Origin of the sequence: Rhodococcus sp. SBT000017 (genome assembly GCF_003688915.1) — a bacterium.
Classification (GTDB): Bacteria; Actinomycetota; Actinomycetes; order Mycobacteriales; family Mycobacteriaceae; genus Rhodococcoides.
In genome coordinates this window covers 129473-146227 of sequence record NZ_REFU01000001.1, presented here as the reverse complement: position 1 = coordinate 146227, position 16755 = coordinate 129473, and the positions used below count along the sequence as shown (strand labels likewise).

Annotated in this window: 16 protein-coding genes and 3 pseudogenes; 6 read left to right on the top strand and 13 right to left on the bottom strand. The window is 62.5% G+C overall.

The features are described from left to right. Window positions 1–57: 57 nt before the first annotated feature. Entirely contained in the window at window positions 58–645 is a 588-nt protein-coding gene (locus AYK61_RS28150) for a TetR/AcrR family transcriptional regulator (protein ID WP_272913860.1), read from the bottom strand. 118 nt (window positions 646–763) lie between these two features. On the opposite strand from AYK61_RS28150, the gene AYK61_RS00500 reads away from it, so the two are divergent. From AYK61_RS00500 to AYK61_RS00490, 3 genes are all read left to right on the top strand, one after another. Next, window positions 764–2452 carry a nitroreductase family deazaflavin-dependent oxidoreductase gene (locus tag AYK61_RS00500; protein ID WP_121872298.1) on the top strand — a complete coding sequence of 563 codons (1689 nt, stop codon included), beginning with the start codon at window positions 764–766 and terminating at the stop codon, window positions 2450–2452. Between the two features lie 59 nt (window positions 2453–2511). Beyond that, the gene (locus AYK61_RS00495; protein ID WP_259467881.1) at window positions 2512–3447 is read left to right on the top strand and encodes an ABC transporter substrate-binding protein; all 936 of its coding nucleotides are present in this window, start codon (window positions 2512–2514) and stop codon (window positions 3445–3447) included. A gap of 65 nt (window positions 3448–3512) precedes the next feature. After that, window positions 3513–4001, top strand: coding sequence for an SRPBCC domain-containing protein (locus AYK61_RS00490; RefSeq protein ID WP_121869413.1), 489 nt, complete (start codon window positions 3513–3515; stop codon window positions 3999–4001). Between the two features lies 1 nt (window position 4002). Here the strand turns inward: AYK61_RS00490 and AYK61_RS00485 are convergent, their stop codons facing one another. After that, entirely contained in the window at window positions 4003–4284 is a 282-nt protein-coding gene (locus AYK61_RS00485; protein ID WP_121869412.1) for a Rho termination factor N-terminal domain-containing protein, read from the bottom strand. A 201-nt stretch (window positions 4285–4485) separates the two neighbouring features. On the opposite strand from AYK61_RS00485, the gene AYK61_RS00480 reads away from it, so the two are divergent. Beyond that, window positions 4486–5523 carry a hypothetical protein gene (locus AYK61_RS00480; RefSeq protein WP_259467880.1) on the top strand — a complete coding sequence of 346 codons (1038 nt, stop codon included), beginning with the start codon at window positions 4486–4488 and terminating at the stop codon, window positions 5521–5523. A gap of 59 nt (window positions 5524–5582) precedes the next feature. Next, window positions 5583–6290, top strand: coding sequence for an enoyl-CoA hydratase-related protein (locus tag AYK61_RS00475; RefSeq protein ID WP_183130112.1), 708 nt, complete (start codon window positions 5583–5585; stop codon window positions 6288–6290). 22 nt (window positions 6291–6312) lie between these two features. Here AYK61_RS00475 and AYK61_RS00470 read toward each other — a convergent pair whose 3' ends face one another. From AYK61_RS00470 to AYK61_RS00420, 11 genes and pseudogenes are all read right to left on the bottom strand, one after another. Continuing rightward, complete coding sequence (locus AYK61_RS00470) at window positions 6313–7341, bottom strand: LLM class flavin-dependent oxidoreductase (protein WP_121869410.1); 1029 nt, start codon at window positions 7339–7341, stop codon at window positions 6313–6315. A 55-nt stretch (window positions 7342–7396) separates the two neighbouring features. Next, window positions 7397–8584, bottom strand: coding sequence for a lipase family protein (locus AYK61_RS00465; protein ID WP_183130111.1), 1188 nt, complete (start codon window positions 8582–8584; stop codon window positions 7397–7399). A 121-nt stretch (window positions 8585–8705) separates the two neighbouring features. Then, window positions 8706–9143, bottom strand: coding sequence for a hypothetical protein (locus tag AYK61_RS00460; protein ID WP_121869408.1), 438 nt, complete (start codon window positions 9141–9143; stop codon window positions 8706–8708). Window positions 9144–9988: 845 nt separating this feature from the next. Then, a complete protein-coding gene (locus AYK61_RS00455) occupies window positions 9989–10240 on the bottom strand; it encodes a hypothetical protein (RefSeq protein WP_121869407.1) in 252 nt (83 codons plus the stop codon). A gap of 122 nt (window positions 10241–10362) precedes the next feature. Beyond that, window positions 10363–10731 (bottom strand): annotated as a pseudogene (locus AYK61_RS00450) (GNAT family N-acetyltransferase); the annotation flags it as partial. Window positions 10732–11045: 314 nt separating this feature from the next. After that, window positions 11046–11390, bottom strand: a complete 345-nt coding sequence (locus tag AYK61_RS00445; protein ID WP_121869406.1) for a hypothetical protein — start codon at window positions 11388–11390, stop codon at window positions 11046–11048. A 299-nt stretch (window positions 11391–11689) separates the two neighbouring features. After that, window positions 11690–11932, bottom strand: coding sequence for a hypothetical protein (locus AYK61_RS00440; protein WP_121869405.1), 243 nt, complete (start codon window positions 11930–11932; stop codon window positions 11690–11692). Between the two features lie 295 nt (window positions 11933–12227). Further along, window positions 12228–13380, bottom strand: a pseudogene (locus AYK61_RS00435) (IS3 family transposase). A gap of 68 nt (window positions 13381–13448) precedes the next feature. Then, window positions 13449–13595 (bottom strand): annotated as a pseudogene (locus tag AYK61_RS00430) (rhodanese-like domain-containing protein); the annotation flags it as partial. Beyond that, window positions 13592–14032, bottom strand: a complete 441-nt coding sequence (locus tag AYK61_RS00425) for a hypothetical protein (RefSeq protein ID WP_121869403.1) — start codon at window positions 14030–14032, stop codon at window positions 13592–13594. The pseudogene AYK61_RS00430 and the gene AYK61_RS00425, both read right to left, overlap by 4 nt. Before the next feature lie 35 nt (window positions 14033–14067). Then, window positions 14068–14487 (bottom strand): MarR family winged helix-turn-helix transcriptional regulator, encoded by a 420-nt coding sequence (locus tag AYK61_RS00420; protein WP_121869402.1) that lies wholly within the window; start codon window positions 14485–14487, stop codon window positions 14068–14070. 309 nt (window positions 14488–14796) lie between these two features. Between AYK61_RS00420 and AYK61_RS00415 the strand changes: the two genes are divergently transcribed. Next, window positions 14797–15090 carry a transposase gene (locus AYK61_RS00415; RefSeq protein ID WP_121869401.1) on the top strand — a complete coding sequence of 98 codons (294 nt, stop codon included), beginning with the start codon at window positions 14797–14799 and terminating at the stop codon, window positions 15088–15090. Window positions 15091–16755 lie beyond the last annotated feature (1665 nt).

Sequence of the window (16755 nt, the reverse complement as noted above, 5' to 3'; positions counted from 1 at the left end):
GGAAGTTAGCTGTTACTGACAGTTATAGCAATATCGAGTACCTCCACGAGGTCGGTGTCAGCGGCCCGCCGAAGCCTCCAGGACCGCCTCGAGCAGGGCCGACAACTCCCCCTCCGTCCGATCCAGGGCCGTAGTCGAGCGTTGCGCCTTGGACATGATCAGCGCACCTTCGATGGCCGCTATCGCAAAGGTGGCCAACGCGTGAGCCCGCTCGCGGGCGACGCCGCGCTGCCACAGGGACGCGGCGATCGTGTCCTCCCAAGAGGAGAACGACTCGCCCGCCGCCGTCACGGCACCGGGAGCATTGAGCCCCTCGAGCGCAGCGGGAGCGACCGGACACCCCGCTACGAAGCCAGTGGCCAGCAGTTCGCTGCGAAAGCCCTCGATGATTGCCCGGACGGTGGCCGCGGGTCCCGCCGCGGTCAGGCCGGCCGAGATCATCGTGCCCATGGCGGCTCCCGCAGTTCGCGTCGCTTCTTCCACCAACTGCGGCTTGCCGCGAGGAAAGTGGTGATAGATCGAGCCGCGCGGCGCGCCCGCAAGATCGATGACGTCGGCCAGCGAGGTCGCGTCAACGCCGCGTCGACGAAACAGCTGCGCAGCGCTGCGCAGCATGTCGTCCCGAGCACTGCTTCGATTCGCCATCCGAACCCCTCCCGTGGACGCCACAATGATTGACGTGACGTCTCGTTACACCTACAGTCGTTCTGTAGCTATGTTGTCCATCATAGCTGGAACCGCAGTCCCGGAACCGGAGCAACGCATGTCCCCTGACACCGACGTGATCGATCTGAGCAGCCCGCTCACCCTCGCCTGCGGGCAGATCTTGCCGAATCGTGTGATGAAGGCAGCGCTCAGCGAAGGACTGTCCACCGCCGAGCACGGCCCGGACTCCCGCCTCGAAACGCTGTACCGCCAGTGGGGCGCAGGCGGCTACGGCCTGGTGGTGACCGGCAACGTGATGGTCGACCGGTCCCATCTCGGAGAACCGGGCAATGTCGTCATCGAGGACGGTCGCGACCGCGATGCGCTCGCCCGTTGGGCGAAAGCGACGTCCGACGGCGGTGCCCCCATCTGGATGCAGCTCAATCATCCCGGTCGACAGGCCAACCCGCTCGTCACCCGCACCAAGCCCGTTGCACCGTCCGCCATCGCTCCCAACATCCCGGGGATTCCAGCACCTCGGGCGTTGAGCGAGAACGATATTCACGACATCATCGGCCGATTCGCCACCGCAGCGGCCGTGGCCGAGACGGCCGGTTTCGACGGCGTCCAGATCCACGGGGCGCACGGCTACCTGGTGTCGCAGTTCCTCTCGCCGCTGTCCAATCGGCGCGAGGACGCCTGGGGCGGCGACCTCGACGGACGGATGCGATTCGTACTCGAAGTCGTCCGCGCGATCAGAGCAGCGGTGTCTCCGAGTTTCGCAGTGGGAATCAAACTGAATTCGGCGGACTTCCAGCGCGGCGGGTTCAGCGAGGAAGAATCACGCATCACCGTCGAGCATCTCGTTCGGGAATCCATAGATCTGATCGAAATCAGCGGTGGCAGTTACGAATCACCCGCGATGATGGGCACCGCGAGCACCCGCGATCGCGAGGCGTACTTTCTGGAGTACGCGCGGACGGTGCGCGACGCGGCAGGAACCGTGCCGCTGGCGGTCACCGGCGGCTTCCGTACCCGTTCGGTGATGAATGCGGCAGTGCAGTCGGGTGAGTGCGACATGGTCGGCCTCGGCCGTCCGACTGCCCTCGCCCCGGCCGTCGCGAATTCCCTGGTCGACGGCACACTGGATCGCGTCGAATCGCCGCGCGTGGCTCTGCGTGTCCCGTCGAAGTCCAGCGCGTTCAAGCAGATCAACGGCGCTCTCGACCTGCAATGGCACACCGATCAGTTGCAGCTCATCGGCGCTGGGCATCAACCGAATTCGAGCCGTCCGGCATGGAAGACAGCGGCCACGATGATGCAGCGCAACGGCTGGGACGCGTTCCGCAACCGCCGCAGTTCTGCTCGGGTGGACACATCTGCTGCCGTGACGAAGTTTCGCCGCGAACGCTGGATCGGCAAACACATCGCGAATCCGGTCGTCAACGGGCTCACCTCGATCGGCGTCCGAACTTCCCTCGTCACCGATATCGAGACCGTCGGCCGCAAATCCGGCCTACGCCGACAGGTTCCGGTGTCGGTAGTGTTCGACGACACCGGAGCCTGGCTGATCTCCCAGCATGGAACCCGATCCGGCTGGGGAGCCAATATCACCGACGAGCCCCGAATCCGAATTCGGGTGGGCAGCCGATGGCGCACCGGCACAGCGACGTTCGTGCCCGACGACGACGTCGCCCGCCGTGCGCGATCCTTCTCCGACAATCCGGTGCTCGGACGCCTCATCGGCGCAGGCTTCCGTGCGTTGCAGACCGACCCGGTGTCGGTGCGAGTCGAGTACGACGATTGACCAGTTCTTCGCAATCGACTTAGGTTTGGTTTACTTAAGTTGTGAAGACACTCCCCCACTTGTCCGTCGCCCTCGGTGCGGTCCTTGTTGCATCCCTGGTCTCGTCCTGCGGTGTCGACACCGAACCGGCGACGACGGACTCGGCGACCCATTCGGTCACCACGCAGTTCGGCACCGTCGAGGTACCGGATCGAATCGAGTCGGTCGTCGTGATCGACGGACGACGTGACCTGGACATCGCCCTGGCATTCGACTTGCCCATCGTCGGGATTCCGGTGGAAACCGAGGCTCCGCCGGAAATCCCCGGCCCGCTGACCGAGCCCACCAGGATACTGCTGGCAGACGGAGTGCCCGAGCTGTATCCGCGAAACACCGTCGACCTCGAAGCCGTCGCACGCGTCGATCCCGACCTGATCATCGGCCGCGACGAGGTGATCGAAGAAATCTACGACCAGTTGAGTTCGATCGCGCCGGTGTTGCCGGTGGGCTCCACCGGCACCGGTGTCAGCTGGCAGCAGGACGTGACGACGATCGGCGAGGCACTGAATCAGCAGGACGAGGCCCGAGCAATCATCGACGAATACTCCACTCGCGTAGACGAACTCACGACGCAGTACGCCGATGCGATCGCCGATACCGCAGTCCTGCCGATCAGCACTTCGGAGGAAGGTGGTATCTCGATAGGACGTGACCGGGTGACGTCCATCGCGCTCGAGGATGTGGGAGCCCGCTTCGGCTCCGCCTGGACCGCTGCCACTCCGGAGATCGAATACGGACCGGAGAACGTCACAGCCGCATCCGACGCAGTGGCGATGATTGCCGCAATCACGTCGGAACAGGATCTGCAGGCGATGAACGCCAACCCGCTCTGGACCGGATTGCCGGCCGTGCGCAGCGACCGCATCGTCCGGACGGACAAGTTCACCAACGACGGAGGTCCACTGACCGCGCTGTGGACCCTCGGCTTGGTGCAGAAGCTCTACGACCGCAGTTGATCGCATACCTTGCGTGGGGCGGAGTCTCACTCGACGGCAGCGATGCGGAGTCGCATACTCCTTTGATGGAACCGACACCCACGGGCACGCTGCGCAGCACCGACACCGGCTTCGCTCTCGAGCTGACCAGGACCATCGCCGCTTCGCGCGAGGACGTGTGGGCCAGCCTCACGGAATCGCCCCGAACCGCGCTGTGGTTCGGGCCTTGGGAGCGCATCTCGGAGAGCACCGTTCGTGTCACGATGCGCTTCGAGGAGGGCGAGCCCGCGTCGGATATGGCGATCGAAGCGTGCGAACCGCCCAGCCGACTGGCCGTGCGAACGATCGACGAGATGCAGTGGCCGCTCGAGGTTCGGCTCGACGAGAGGGACGGCTCGACTGTTGTCGTACTAGTGCACAGTTGCGAGAGCACGGACGGTCTGGGCGACATCGGCCCCGGCTGGGAGTACTACCTGGACATGCTCATCGCATCCAGAGACGGCACCCTGCTGCCGAGTTTCGATCACTACTACCCGTCGCAGCAGGAGTACTACCTATCGCTCCGCCCGCAGTGAATCAATGGTTGCGTAAAGCGTCGATCAGCTCCTTCTTGTTCAGTGTCGAGTAGCCCTCGAGGCCCAGTTCTCTGGCCCGGTCGGTCAGTTCATCGACCGTCCAGTCCTCGTAGGATCCGGATTCTCCGCCCTTTCTACCGACCTGATCTCGCCCCTTCTTCGCTGCGGCGTTCGAGATGCGGGCGGCCTTCTCCTTCGAGTTGCCTTCCTCGCGGAGCTTCTCGTACAACCCCTGGTCCTTCAGCTGAGCCTGGTCATCGGTCGTGGTCTTCTTCGCCGGCATAGAAACTTCCTTTCACTGAATCGACATCGAAGCGCTACCCGCTCTGCACGGCAACGAATCATGCCCAGCAGCCCAGATCGGTGGTGTGCATCGAGTTCCATCGGGTATGCGAACGGGATGCAATTGGATCGACGGCAGTCCGAAGGCCGAGCCACCCGTGCAGAGGAAGACACGGCCGAAGCCACCGGTACACCGCTCTCCGTGGGAGTGGTCAGCGACGACGGTTTCGCGTCGACGGTCGCGTCTGCCGTCGTCGCGAAGCTGCCCGACCACGCGATGATCGACGGCAAGCGGCGCGAAATACGCGTATCAGGGGCGTCGGTTCCACTCCCGCCCACAGCGACGGGTGCGGCCCCGCTGGGCCAGTGGCTTGCATCTGTGAAGGCAGACGCCAATTACGACATCGTGTTGTGTGTCTCGGAGGTACCTCGCCGCCAGGGTTCCCGCCCGGTGATCGCCGAGACCCGGGACGGTACGACCGGAGCGCTGTACGTGCCCTCCTTCGGAACCCTCGCGGTCCGACGACGCGCTGTAGCGGCTGCGTTGGCCGTACTGCACGAGTTGATCGAAGCAGACGATTCGTCTCGGCTTCCGAGGAGGTACTTCAAGTCCCGCTGGGCGTCCAGTGACTCCGGCGAGGGTGACGAGGTGCTGCTGACGTCGAGCATCTTCGGCCGAATCAGGTTGGTGTCGGGGATGATTCGGTGCAATCGGCCGTGGCGATTGGTACCGACGCTGTCGAGCGCGCTTGCTGCGGCCAGCGCGGCGTCGGCCTTCGGCGTGTTCTATGCGAGCATCTGGCAGATGGCAGCGTCGATGAGTCTGGGGCGCTTGACCATGATCGGGGTCACCGCAGTGATCGCCATGACGGTGTGGGTCATCTTTCCCAACGGCCTGTGGGAGAAGCGGACGTTCCGAAGCTCCACGATCGATCGCTGGATGTACAACGCGGCCACCTTGGGCACCGTTCTGACCGGTGCGCTGTGCATGTATGCGTTGCTGTTCGCCGTTGTACTGGCGTCGGCAGTGGTCGTCATTTCACCGGAGTTTCTGGCAGCGCAGATCGGTCGTACCGCGTCCAGCGGCGACTATTTCTCTCTTGCTTGGCTTGCCGCATCGCTCGGTACGGTTGCCGGCGCAGTCGGCTCCTCGGTCGCAGATCGTGAGGACATACTCGATGCCACATACGGCCACCGCGAGCTGATTCGTCGACAGTCGGCGACCACGTCGTCGTCGTGAGGCCCCTCGATCCCTCCGCGTTGTGAGCTAAAACAAGGAAAACTGGGTACCTTCGGGATATGCCATACCTGGATCGCGTTGCAGACGTGTTCGTGCTGAACCTCGGAACTCGGGGCGTCGACGACAGCGAAAACCGCATGGGCCCGAACTGGGTTGCCGAGATCAATGCACTGCTCGACGAGGTGGAGTCGTCCTCCGGCCCGGCTGCGCTGGTGACGACTGCGACGGGCAAATATTTCTCCACCGGCGTCGATCTGTCATGGGGTGCCGACAACCTCGACCAGATCAACCGGTTCATCGGCTCGGTGCAGGAGATGCTGGTGCGCTTCCTGACATTCCCGATGCAGACCGTCGCCGCCATGCAGGGACACACCTACGGCGGTGCCGCATTCTTCGTGATGGCTCACGACCACCGCATCATGCGGTCCGATCGTGGCTTCCTGTGCTTCCCCGGCGTCAACATCGGCGCGACCTACAGCCCGGGAACCGTCGACATGGTGCGAGCGAGGTTGGCTCCACATGCGTTTCACGAGGCGCTGACGACCGGCCGCCGCTACGGCGGTGGCGACGCCATGACGCTCGGCCTGGTCGACGCGGTGTCGACAGCAGATGGATTGAGCGACGACGCCCTGGCCCGTGCGAGTGCACTGGTGGGAACGCGAGGCGATGTTCTACGGGAGATCAAGCGAACGATGTACGCGAGTGAGGTCCGTTCGCTCCTGACGCCGGTAGCCGGCGTCGACGAGATGGAATGGGCCTCGAACTAGCCCTGGGTGTGCCCCGACAGCGCTACCACTTGGCGACGAGGGGTGCGACTTCGGTACCGAGCAGTTCGATTCCGCGAAGCAGATCACTGTGAGCCAACCGCGGATTGGTCATCTGCAGCGACAGTCGATCGACGCCGCCCAGCTGTTCGCCGACTCGCAGGATCTTGTCGGCCACCGTCTGCGGATCGCCCATGAAGAACGCACCATTGGGGCCGGCTGTGGCGTCGAACTGCTGCCGGCTCGGTCGGGCGAATCCGCGTTCGCGCGAGATCTTCGTGAACATCTCGTTCCAGCCGGGATAGATGGTGTCTGCCGCGGCCTGCGTGGTGTCGGCGACGAAGCCGAACACATGCAGCCCTACCTTCAACTGCTCCGGCGGATGACCCGCTTGCGCTCCTGCGCGCCGGTACAGGTCTACGAGTGGAGCGAACTGGCGTGGTTCCCCTCCGATGATGGCGATCATCAACGGCAACCCCAGAAGCCCTGCACGAGCGAAGGATTCGGGTGTTCCACCGACGCCGACCCAGATGGGCAACGGATCCTGCAATGGGCGCGGATAGATGCCCTGACGGTTCAGCGCCGGGCGGTGCTTGCCGGACCAGGTGACCTCGACGTTGTCGCGGATCTGCAGCAGCAGATCCAGCTTCTCGGCGAAGAGTGAGTCGTAGTCGGCCAAGTCCAGGCCGAACAGCGGGAACGACTCGGTGAAGGAGCCGCGGCCGACGACCAAATCGATCCGGCCTTTCGAGATCAGATCGAGGGTGGCGAACTCCTGGAACACACGTACCGGATCGTCGGCGCTGAGCACCTTGACTGCGCTTCCGAGTCGGATGTTCTCGGTTCGCGCGGCGGCGGCAGCCAGAATGATCGATGGGGCCGAGTCGTAGTACTCACTGCGATGGTGCTCGCCGATGCCGAACGAGTAGAGCCCGACCTGATCCGCGAGGGCGATCTCCTCCAGCAGATGACCCATGCGCTCCTCCGGAGCGATCACCCGGCCATCGGTCGGGTCGGTCACGGATGAGACGAAACTGTCTACGCCCAGATGCATGATTGGACCTCTCGATTCGGGATGTACGACAGCAACAGCATCAGTGAAGATTCAATTATTCCGAGGGCCGTGCGACGAGTCGGTCGATCCACCCGATCGCCTCGGGGTAGACAGCGGCGTTCGCAGCCGTATGGTCGAATGCAGGAACGAGTTCGGTTCCGAAGTCGAACTCGCGCACGGTGATATCCGCGGCACCGGCGGCGCGCCATCGCTGCGCCAGGAGCCTGCTCTGCTCGATTCCGACGGAACTGTCGTGGACTCCCTGCGCGATCATCACGGGCACGACCGGCGCGGTGAACCCGACGGTGTTCGCCGCCGTCAGCGAACCCAGCACGGGGCCGGTCATGAGTGCGCTCAAAGACGTGCCGTCGGCCGTCAAATCCTCCGACCGCAGCTTCCCGTACTCGAACGCATCGAACGTGCAGAAATCCAATACCGCATCGAGAACCGCCCGTCCGCGGTCGTTGAAGAGTGCGCGAATCTCGCCGGCCCGGTCGGGGTGCGCGCCGATCAGGCCGTCGATCGTGTACAGCATCGTCGCGGCGGTCCCGGTGCCGTCCTGCCCTTCGACGCGCAGTACGGGATCGGTCGGTGCGGCACCGACGAAGGCACCGACCACCGACAGGTCGGGCGCGTACGTGGTGGCGAGCTCTGCAGCGGCGGCCGAGGCGACGCCACCGGCTGAATATCCGTAGACCACGACGGGCGCGTCGGTCTCGCCTGCCGCGGCCCGGGCCGAGTCCAGCACCGCACGTGCGCCGGCAACCCGGCCCAGGAACTCGTACTCGCCGGGAGTTCCGAGTCCTTGATAGTCCGTCGTGACCACCTGGTATCCCTGTGCCAGGAGCGGCAGCAGCGCCGGGATCGTGGTTGCCATTCCCTGCACGGACGAGCCCGAGCAGCGGTCGGCGATCCCGTAACTGCCTGGCGCGTAGGCGATCACGGGCCGGGGACCAGGACCGGTCCACGCACTGGTCGGTGTGATCAGCAGCCCCGACGCCGCGACTACACGATCACGGGGATCGGCCGACCGGTACAGAATGCGCTCGGTGTGCGATCCCAGAACGTCGAGCTGCGGCACGGGTTCTCGGCGCACGATGGCCCCGAGTGCGTATGCATCGAGGTCGGCGACGGGAGCGTCGTAGAAGTCGACGCCAGCGGGGTCCGCCGAGACGGGTGCGGGCGACAGGACGCAGGACACGGCCAGCACGAGCAGGGCGAAGGTGACGGAAGGAAGTCTCATCTCGCGGGCAATTATGCGGCCCCGAGGGCAGATTCGCATTCCGGACTCCGCCGTGGCAGTGCCGCGACCTCACCGCTCATCGACTCCTCGGCCAACGACCATCCGCCGGCTGCTGTCGACTTCAGGGCGCTACCAAGCAGATCGGCCCAAGAGACGTCGCTGGATTGACTGTCACTGTCGCGACGGGACCGCCGGCCGAGGTTTGGTACGCCATGAGTGAGTGCTCGCCGGCTGTGAGGGGCGTCCACAGGGTGACTTTGTGGCCGAGAATGGCGGGCACACTGAAGTAGGGATCGAACTGCCACACGAATTCCTCGATCGGCATGATCGAGTTCCGGTCCAGAGCCCCGATGTCGGTTCGCGGTTCGTTCATTCGCTCGGTCCGTGCGACCGCGATGTACGTGCATCCGACGCCGTAGGGTGTGGTCGGTCCGAAGCTCAGCCCGGGCAGGATATCGAGGTCTACAACCTCGGCCGACGCGGTCGGCCCCGAGACCAGCGCAACACCGAAACAGGTCGCCGCCACGGCGAGGGCGCGGGCGATCAGAGTAGGTTTCATTCCCGTTGGTCGGTTGTGTGCACTGCTGCGTTACACGCCGAACGGGTCGGTGTGATTACCGTCGACGGTGGATCACTGCACGACCGTGACCTCATCTGTCGAGGCTCACCGCCAACTTCGAGAGGGTCTTGGCAACAGCCATCGGCATGGAGGGCCTCGGCTGCCCGTCATTCGACCGGCCAAGATTGACGACCGCGTTGCCGGGTGCCGAAATTGTCCGGCCTGTACTGTCGCCGACCGTGATGAGTAGAGCTGGAACGACCACAATTCAGTGTTTCCGGTGCACGAGTTCCCTGTGGAATGCGAGGATTTGACGGTGAATTTTCCGAGCGGGAAAAGGTGGGTTTTCTTCTGGTCGGCGCTGGCGTTGCTGTGGGCCGTTGTGTCGGTGTCTCGAACTCAGGGCGGTGAGTTTCCGGTCTGGTCCTGGGTGGCTACTTGCCTGTTTGCTGCGACCGCAATCCTGACCGGGCTTCGCACATTTCGCCGCAGAAGCGACAACGAGCATGGACTCATGAATCCGTAGGGAGTATCACTGCTGCATCGAGGGGCGGTTATTTCGATACCCTCGTCGACCATGGTCCCGGCATAGTCGTTCTTCGAGTCGCCTGAGTGGCGGGTTATCGGCGTCTCGCGCAGAGTGCTGGGCGTTGCAGGGCGGACATGACAAATTATTCGAAAAACATTTCGGTTCAACCGAATTGAGACATAGAGAAGTTGTCGCCCGACGGTGATGGCCTGTTGCTCGAGTTCGACGATTCGTCGTTGAAGAGTGTCGATGTCGGTCGGTGCATCCGTTGTCGGGTATCCAATTCGGTGCAGCTCGAGTTTCGCCGCACCCGACTTCACTTCACCGTGCGCGAGAGTTCCCACCCTCGCTTGATCAGGACATACGCGGTGATCCATCCCAGCAGCGCGCAGATCAGTGGAATTCCGATGATGAAGTAGCTCGGCGTCTCCATGAAGTTGAGCGGGTTCGAGCTGCCACCATCGACAAGCGCATACGTCGATCTCGACGGCGCACTGGAGAAGAGTGCAATCACCAGGGTGGCAACAAGGCCGACGCCGAAGCCGAAGACACCGAGTAGAACCTTCATACTGCGCACTGCTTCGATCTCCCTTGGATTGTGTCCGGACTTTAACTTCCGGTTCTCCGAGAGTCTGCACGTTCGGCAGATCCGCGGCATCGGAAAGCCGATCACCGGCGTGTTCGAGCCGGTTACCTGAGCTCGCTCGACTGCGGATCTGCGCGGTAAATTCGCTCCACTGGCCTATGGCCGTCTGACATGGTCCACTCTGCCGGACGCCTGTCGACCAGCGTCCAGCCGGTGCGTTCGTACAGTTCGATTGCCTTGTTGGAATGCTCGATGACGTCGAGCATCGACGCACCTGCTATCCGCGCCTGCCGTAACAGCGAATCTCCGACGAGTGAGCCCCGGTGTTCCGGTCGTACGAAGAGTCGGGACACCCAGAGTGCACCGAGCCGGTCGACAACGACGACGTGTCCGACGATGCGGTGCTCGTACTCGGCGACCCACGCAGCTGTCATGTTCTCGGGCGTCAACCACTCCGCCGGATCGTTCGGCCAACGATGCGGATAGTCATCGGATTCGTGGACCTAGCTCAGCGCCTCGATACACCCTGGAAGATCAGCCGCAGTTCTCGGTCGGACGAACACCATCAAGTGAGTATCCCGCACCCACTGACGTCAATGCCGGGGTCGGTGCCGAATGTCGGCTCCCGATCTGCGACTGGAATGGATGCCGACCCGACCCTGAGTATCCCAGAACGCGCTGCCGAACGGCGAGTAGACACCGACTTCTCACCACAGGCAGACGCTCACGCCGTTGCTTACAGCGCGATGTCCCGACGCCGACCAGCGTGCGACGAGCTTCGGTGCACTCACAGGTCGTCGCGCCTCGACGCCTCCGTGGTCGACGAGAAGGCACTCGAATCATTGCCTTTCACGCTCGAACCAGGCGGCCGACCTGAATCGACTTCCAGGAGAGAACGGTTGAGGGTGCGCATAGCCAGCGTGACGAAGGCCAGTGTTCCAGCGATAACGAGGATGTCATCGACAGTGATGGCGAAAATGACGGCGGCTGCAGCCGAAGATCCTGCCAACGCAACGGAGATGGTGTGCAAGCGTTGATGCCCGGGCCGACGGGCATAGAGATCTCCTATGACGTACGCACCGATCATGAGTACTGCACTTGCCGTCCCGGCCAATACAGACGCGCCGATCATGGCTGCTCGCTCTGTACAGGAGTACCCCAAGGCATGACGAGAACCGGCGTCAAAACTGCTCCTCCAAAAATCGGACGGCGTCGGGCACTTCGATTGTCCGGCAGATCCATGGGGGTCGACTCCGACTTCTCAGTGGGATGGATCACAAGACCTACGGTTTCCCAATCCGTCGGTTGTATGCGGAACGAGCTCCGAGTCCGACCAGCTCACGCTGCTCACAGGCGGTCACGGTAGTTCCATCTCTCACCGAAGGCAAAGAAATGCACTTACCTCGACGCACCGCCTGTGCCGACCCGTCGTCATTCGCTTTCGGCCTCCTCGGCCCCGAGATCACCGTCGTCTACGAAGACCAGCACACCGGTAGAGAGCGCGATTGCCCAACGATGCGGATGCGCCCAGGTGCGGCCCAGCCCTTTTCCGAGGCCCGAAAATTCCGCGTAGTCCTCGACAATTGTCCCAGCGACGAAGACATCACCTCGACGCACTTGGACGGTGTCACCAATTTCTAGTCCAATTTTTGTGTTACCGCGCGTATCAGGCATGTGGGTATTGAAGCAGATCGACCTTCGCACCGCCAAGGAAGACCGCTCGGCGAACCCTCTTCAGCCAACCCGAGTCGCCGACGACGAGATCTGCAGTACGGGACAGTCAGTATCGCCACCTATCACTCATCGGGTAGCCGCGTACCTCAGAGGAGACGCCGAAGCAGATCGGATTTCAGGCCGGATGTGGTCCCACGAGTCGAGATGCGGCGCAACCGCGCTCGAGACTCGTCGACAGGCAGGCCGAAGCACTCGGGACTGCCCCGAGTTCAGTTGACTGTCGGGTTTGAGTGATTCAGGCCGCGTGTGCGGTCTGGTTGATTGTCTCAAACTCGATGGGGGTGAGTTTGCCGAGTCGTCGTTGGCGGCGCTTTCTGTGGTACGTCTTCTCGATCCACGTCACGATTGCCAGCCGCAGTTGCTCGCGCGTCGACCAGCATTGTCGGTCGAGGACGTTCTTCTGCGGAAGGGCGAAGAAAGATTCCATCGCGGCGTTGTCTCCACATGCCCCTACGCGTCCCATTGATCCTTGTAATCCGTTGCAGGACAGTTCATGTACGAACTTTCGCGATCGGAATGGATAATGGTCCCGACCGGGTCTCGTTGTGCGACTGCATTTCGTAGGGCGGCAACCGCGAGCGAGGCCTTCATCCGGGAGTCGATCGAGTAACCGACGATCTTGTTCGAGTAGACATCCTTGATGGCGCAGAGATAGAGCTTGCCCTCGGCGGTGCGATGCTCGGTGATGTCTGTCAGCCAGATCTGGTTGCGTTCCTGTGCGGCGAATTGGCGGTCGACGAGGTCGTCGTGGACAGGCGGGCCGGCTTTCCTGTTCAGCCCGCGCTTTTTCGAGAACACCTACCAGATTCGTTCCTGTGAGCACAACCGCGCGACCCTGTTCTCGCTGGCAGTGACGCCGCGATCGGGTAGCTCGTCTGCGATGAAGCGGTAGCCGAATGCTGGGTCGTCGGTGTGGATGTCGCGGGCGATATTGATCGGATGCGCGTCGTCCCAATCACGTTGCGTTACTGGCTGTTTCTTCCATTTGTAGAATGCTTGGGTGGAGAATCCGAGAACCCGGCAGGTCACTGTGACGGGGACTCCGTCGGCAGCAAGGTCGAGGACCAGCGGTGGGGGCACCTCCCGCTTGCCGGGGGAAGATCATTTTGGGTTGACGTCCCGGGAGAGGTAGGCAACTGCGCGGCGCATGAACTCGGCTTCTTGCTCGAGGAGTTTGATCCGCTTTCGGGCTTCTCGGAGCTCCGCGGATTCGTCCGAGCTGGAGGTTGCGGTGCTGGCGCGGTCGTCTCGGTCAGCGATCTTGAGCCAGCGGTGTAGGCAGCCTTCGGAGATTCCGAAGTCCTTCGCGGTCTGGCGCAGGGGGCCTCGCCTTTGCGTGCGACGGCGATGACGTCGCGGCGGAACTCCTCGGGAAATGCTTTCGGCATGGGGAACATCCTTCCACCGTGAGGAGCGATCCTCACAGATCAGATGTCAACCGAACCAGGGGCAGTCCCGGTGCGTGTACCGCGCCTGGTATGTGGATTCGGTTCCACTCGAACTGGCGTCGTACATCGACGACCAATACGCCGCTGTCGAGGAGGCGGACGGCCTCTGGTGCCGAGATCGCCGGTGGACGCCTGAGGTATTGTCGAAAGCTCATGCGCCACTGGATCCGGGTCGTACGATCATCAATACGACGACGCTCACCCACAGGACGTTGAACAGTCCGGTGGTCATCCCGATTCGTCGCAGCCGCACGCCACCGTCCGGCGATTCGAGGGTCTCACCCTGCATCGGCGAGATCACCAGTGCCAGAAGGCCTCCCGCCAGAATGGTCAGCACCAGGGCGGCACTGATCCAGACTTCGCCCATTCGTCCTTGGACGGCAGCAAGGAGGAGGCCGACCACGGGGACCGTCATGGCCAGTAGGCCGTAGACACGGGTGATGCGGTGCAGCATGTGAGCAACATCCAGGCTTCGGCCGGTCGGGGCGGCGATGCTCGGTGCGTACCGGGGAAAGAGACTGGTGACCACCGCGATGGGGCCGACGAAGAGGATGCCTGCCACCACGTGGATGGTCAGTAACAGCGATTCCATAACCTTCAGCCTAACTGATGGTCGCCGCGGGTGCTCTAGTCGGTAGCCGACATCACCTGCATCATGTGGATTCGAAGCGCCTCGGTCAGCTCCGGATGTCGTTCTGCGAACTCCCCGTCCAGACGGCCGAGGGCTCGAGCTGCGTGTGCCAGCAGTGCGTGTCCCGGCTCGGTGATCTGCAATGTGGACGCCGCCCCTGGTTGGGCGGTGCCGTCGTCGACGAGGTTCTTGTCGACCAATGCCGCGACTGCTGTGTGTGTGCTCTGTACAGTGATGCGCGAGCGTCGCGCGAGTTCGCTGAACGAGATACCCGGATTCTTCTGTATGTGTCCGAGTAGCCCGTACTTTCGGGTAGTCAGGTCCAACTGTTCGAGCGCGTCGGCGAGCATGGACTCCCAGGTCCGTCCGACGGCCAGGAGCGCGATCGTGGGGCTGAACGGAATCGAATCGGACATGCGACCAAGGTACCGCCGACCCCTGAGGCGGCGGTTGGATGCCCATCCAAATCTAAGTCGGCCAAGAATCCAAAAACTGAAATGATTCACGAACGCCATTTCCCTTAAATGTTCGGTCACCATTCGCCACGAGTCCTGGCGGCTGGACATTGCGATCAACGCCGCGGTGGTGGTTAGGGGGCTTCGCCGGAGAGTGCGGCGCAGGTCTCGCGCGTTGAACCCCGAGTGGTTCGGGCCGCAGACACGGCCTGAACCACTCTGGCGTGTCCCCGGTGAACGGTGCCATCTTGTTTTAGAGTCTTGTTGCCCATGAGCTGGGCGGGTAGGACGATGGAGACCCTGGCTGGACCGAAACGGAACTCTGCCGAGGACATCGTGCGCAAACTGCGCCGGGCCGACGAGCTCACCGCAGCGGGCAAGACGCAGGAGGAGATCGCGGCAGAACTCGAAATGTCGGCAGTGACGTTGTACAGCTGGCGTCGCCAATACGGCGGCATGGACACCGACGCCGCGAAAGAACTCATGGAGCTTCGCGAGCAGACAGGCGAATCAAACGCCTGCTCGCCGACGCCGAGCTGGAGAAGGACGCGTTGCGGGAAGTGACTGGAAAATTTTGAGCCCAGCTGACAAGCGCCGCGCCGTCGACATACTCGTGAAAACAATGAGCATGTCGAAACGTTTGGCGTGCAAAGCAGTTGGGCTCGCCCGATCCACACCCCCGAGACGGGTGAACAATTCCTCCGCAAGTCGGTACTGTCCTTCGTTGATGCGCGACCCATCCGCAACGCGCTCATCTCCGGACTTGAACGGTGTGAAACGTGAGAGCACGTCCGCCACCACGTCGGCGGTGTCGGGAGGTATCAATGGCGGCACCGACGTGAGGGCACCGTGCACGGCCGACATGTAGCCCAAGCAAGCGATGGGAAATCTGCTCCAGTCGCTCTCCCCCACCGCTACGGCCGTGGCGGCAAACACGAAGTTGTCGAACAGATCTCGGTGCACCGGCGGTAAGCGACGCATCGCGTTCGCGTCGGCCAACGAGACACCGTCGTAGATGAATTGTTCGAGGACTCGACCCTCTACTTCTTGCAACCACATATGAAAACCCGCGAACTAGGAGGACCGCCAGACGAAGCCGACGGGAGCGGGGTCACCGAACGCCAGTAAAAACGCCCCGCCATTTCTCCACAAGCACGGCCCGAGTCGTCGTGGTCAGCTCGCCCTCGTCAGTTGCCGCGCTGCTGCCTTGGTGGTGGCAGGCGAATCAAAGTCCGGGCGCGGGCGGGTTCACTCCGTCGCACTCGCACGTGGAGGGATCGGTGGGAGTAGTCCGAATGGGCTGTAGGTCCACCTGGGTGAGTCGCCCTTGCACGGTTCACTTGCGTTCGATTGCGAGGTTCAAAAAGATGAGTAAGTGATGACTCGAGCATCCACAGACGTCCATCAGCTTCCCTGCGGTGCGAATCCGGCACACAACTCGCAGGTCAGCGGCATGACTGCCGAAACTTGACTCCCTGTATTCGCGATTAAGAGTCAAGTCTCCGAAACGCCCTAAGCCACTTACGAATCCGCAGGTCACAGACTTGCTCATTTCTGCGACGCTTACGGATGCCCAGACATACCCGGACAACAAAAAGTGCCCCTGAGCAGCAATTATGCTGTTCAGGGGCACTCGTTGTGCGCCATCAGGGATTCGAACCCCGGACCCGCTGTACAAGAGATGACAATTCAAGTGGATACACTCACGTCCACCATCGGCCCGCTGAGCTGGATGTTCGGCGAATCGAGTGACCATCGGCATCCGTGTGAATCCACCCGAGTTCGCCCCAAAGTGATGAGTAAACGATGACCACCTACGGCTGCATTTCGGTCCACCGGCGTCCCGTACAGTCCGCCATCGTCTAAACGGACTGCCATGGACAATAGACTCCACCAAGCTTCATAGTGATGAGCTCCCTCGAAGTGCTTGGAACCCCCAGCATGGGGCCAAGGATACGCTGCGGACACGCCTCACAGAATAGAACTTGTCCGCGCGACGGCCTTGAACACGGACAGCGTTGCGTTTGATTCGGCGCCTGCGCCCATAGCCTCCGTTCACGAAACATCACGGCTGAAAAGGTACGCCAGATCATCATCGTCGACGATCTTCAAGAAACATCGTTTGGACGGTTCTGTATCTGCTTTGCCGGCGCAAGATGGCATGCGCGGTGCAGTCCAGTCAGCACTATCGCATTCCACGCCGGACCACGCCCTGACTCGGACGACAAC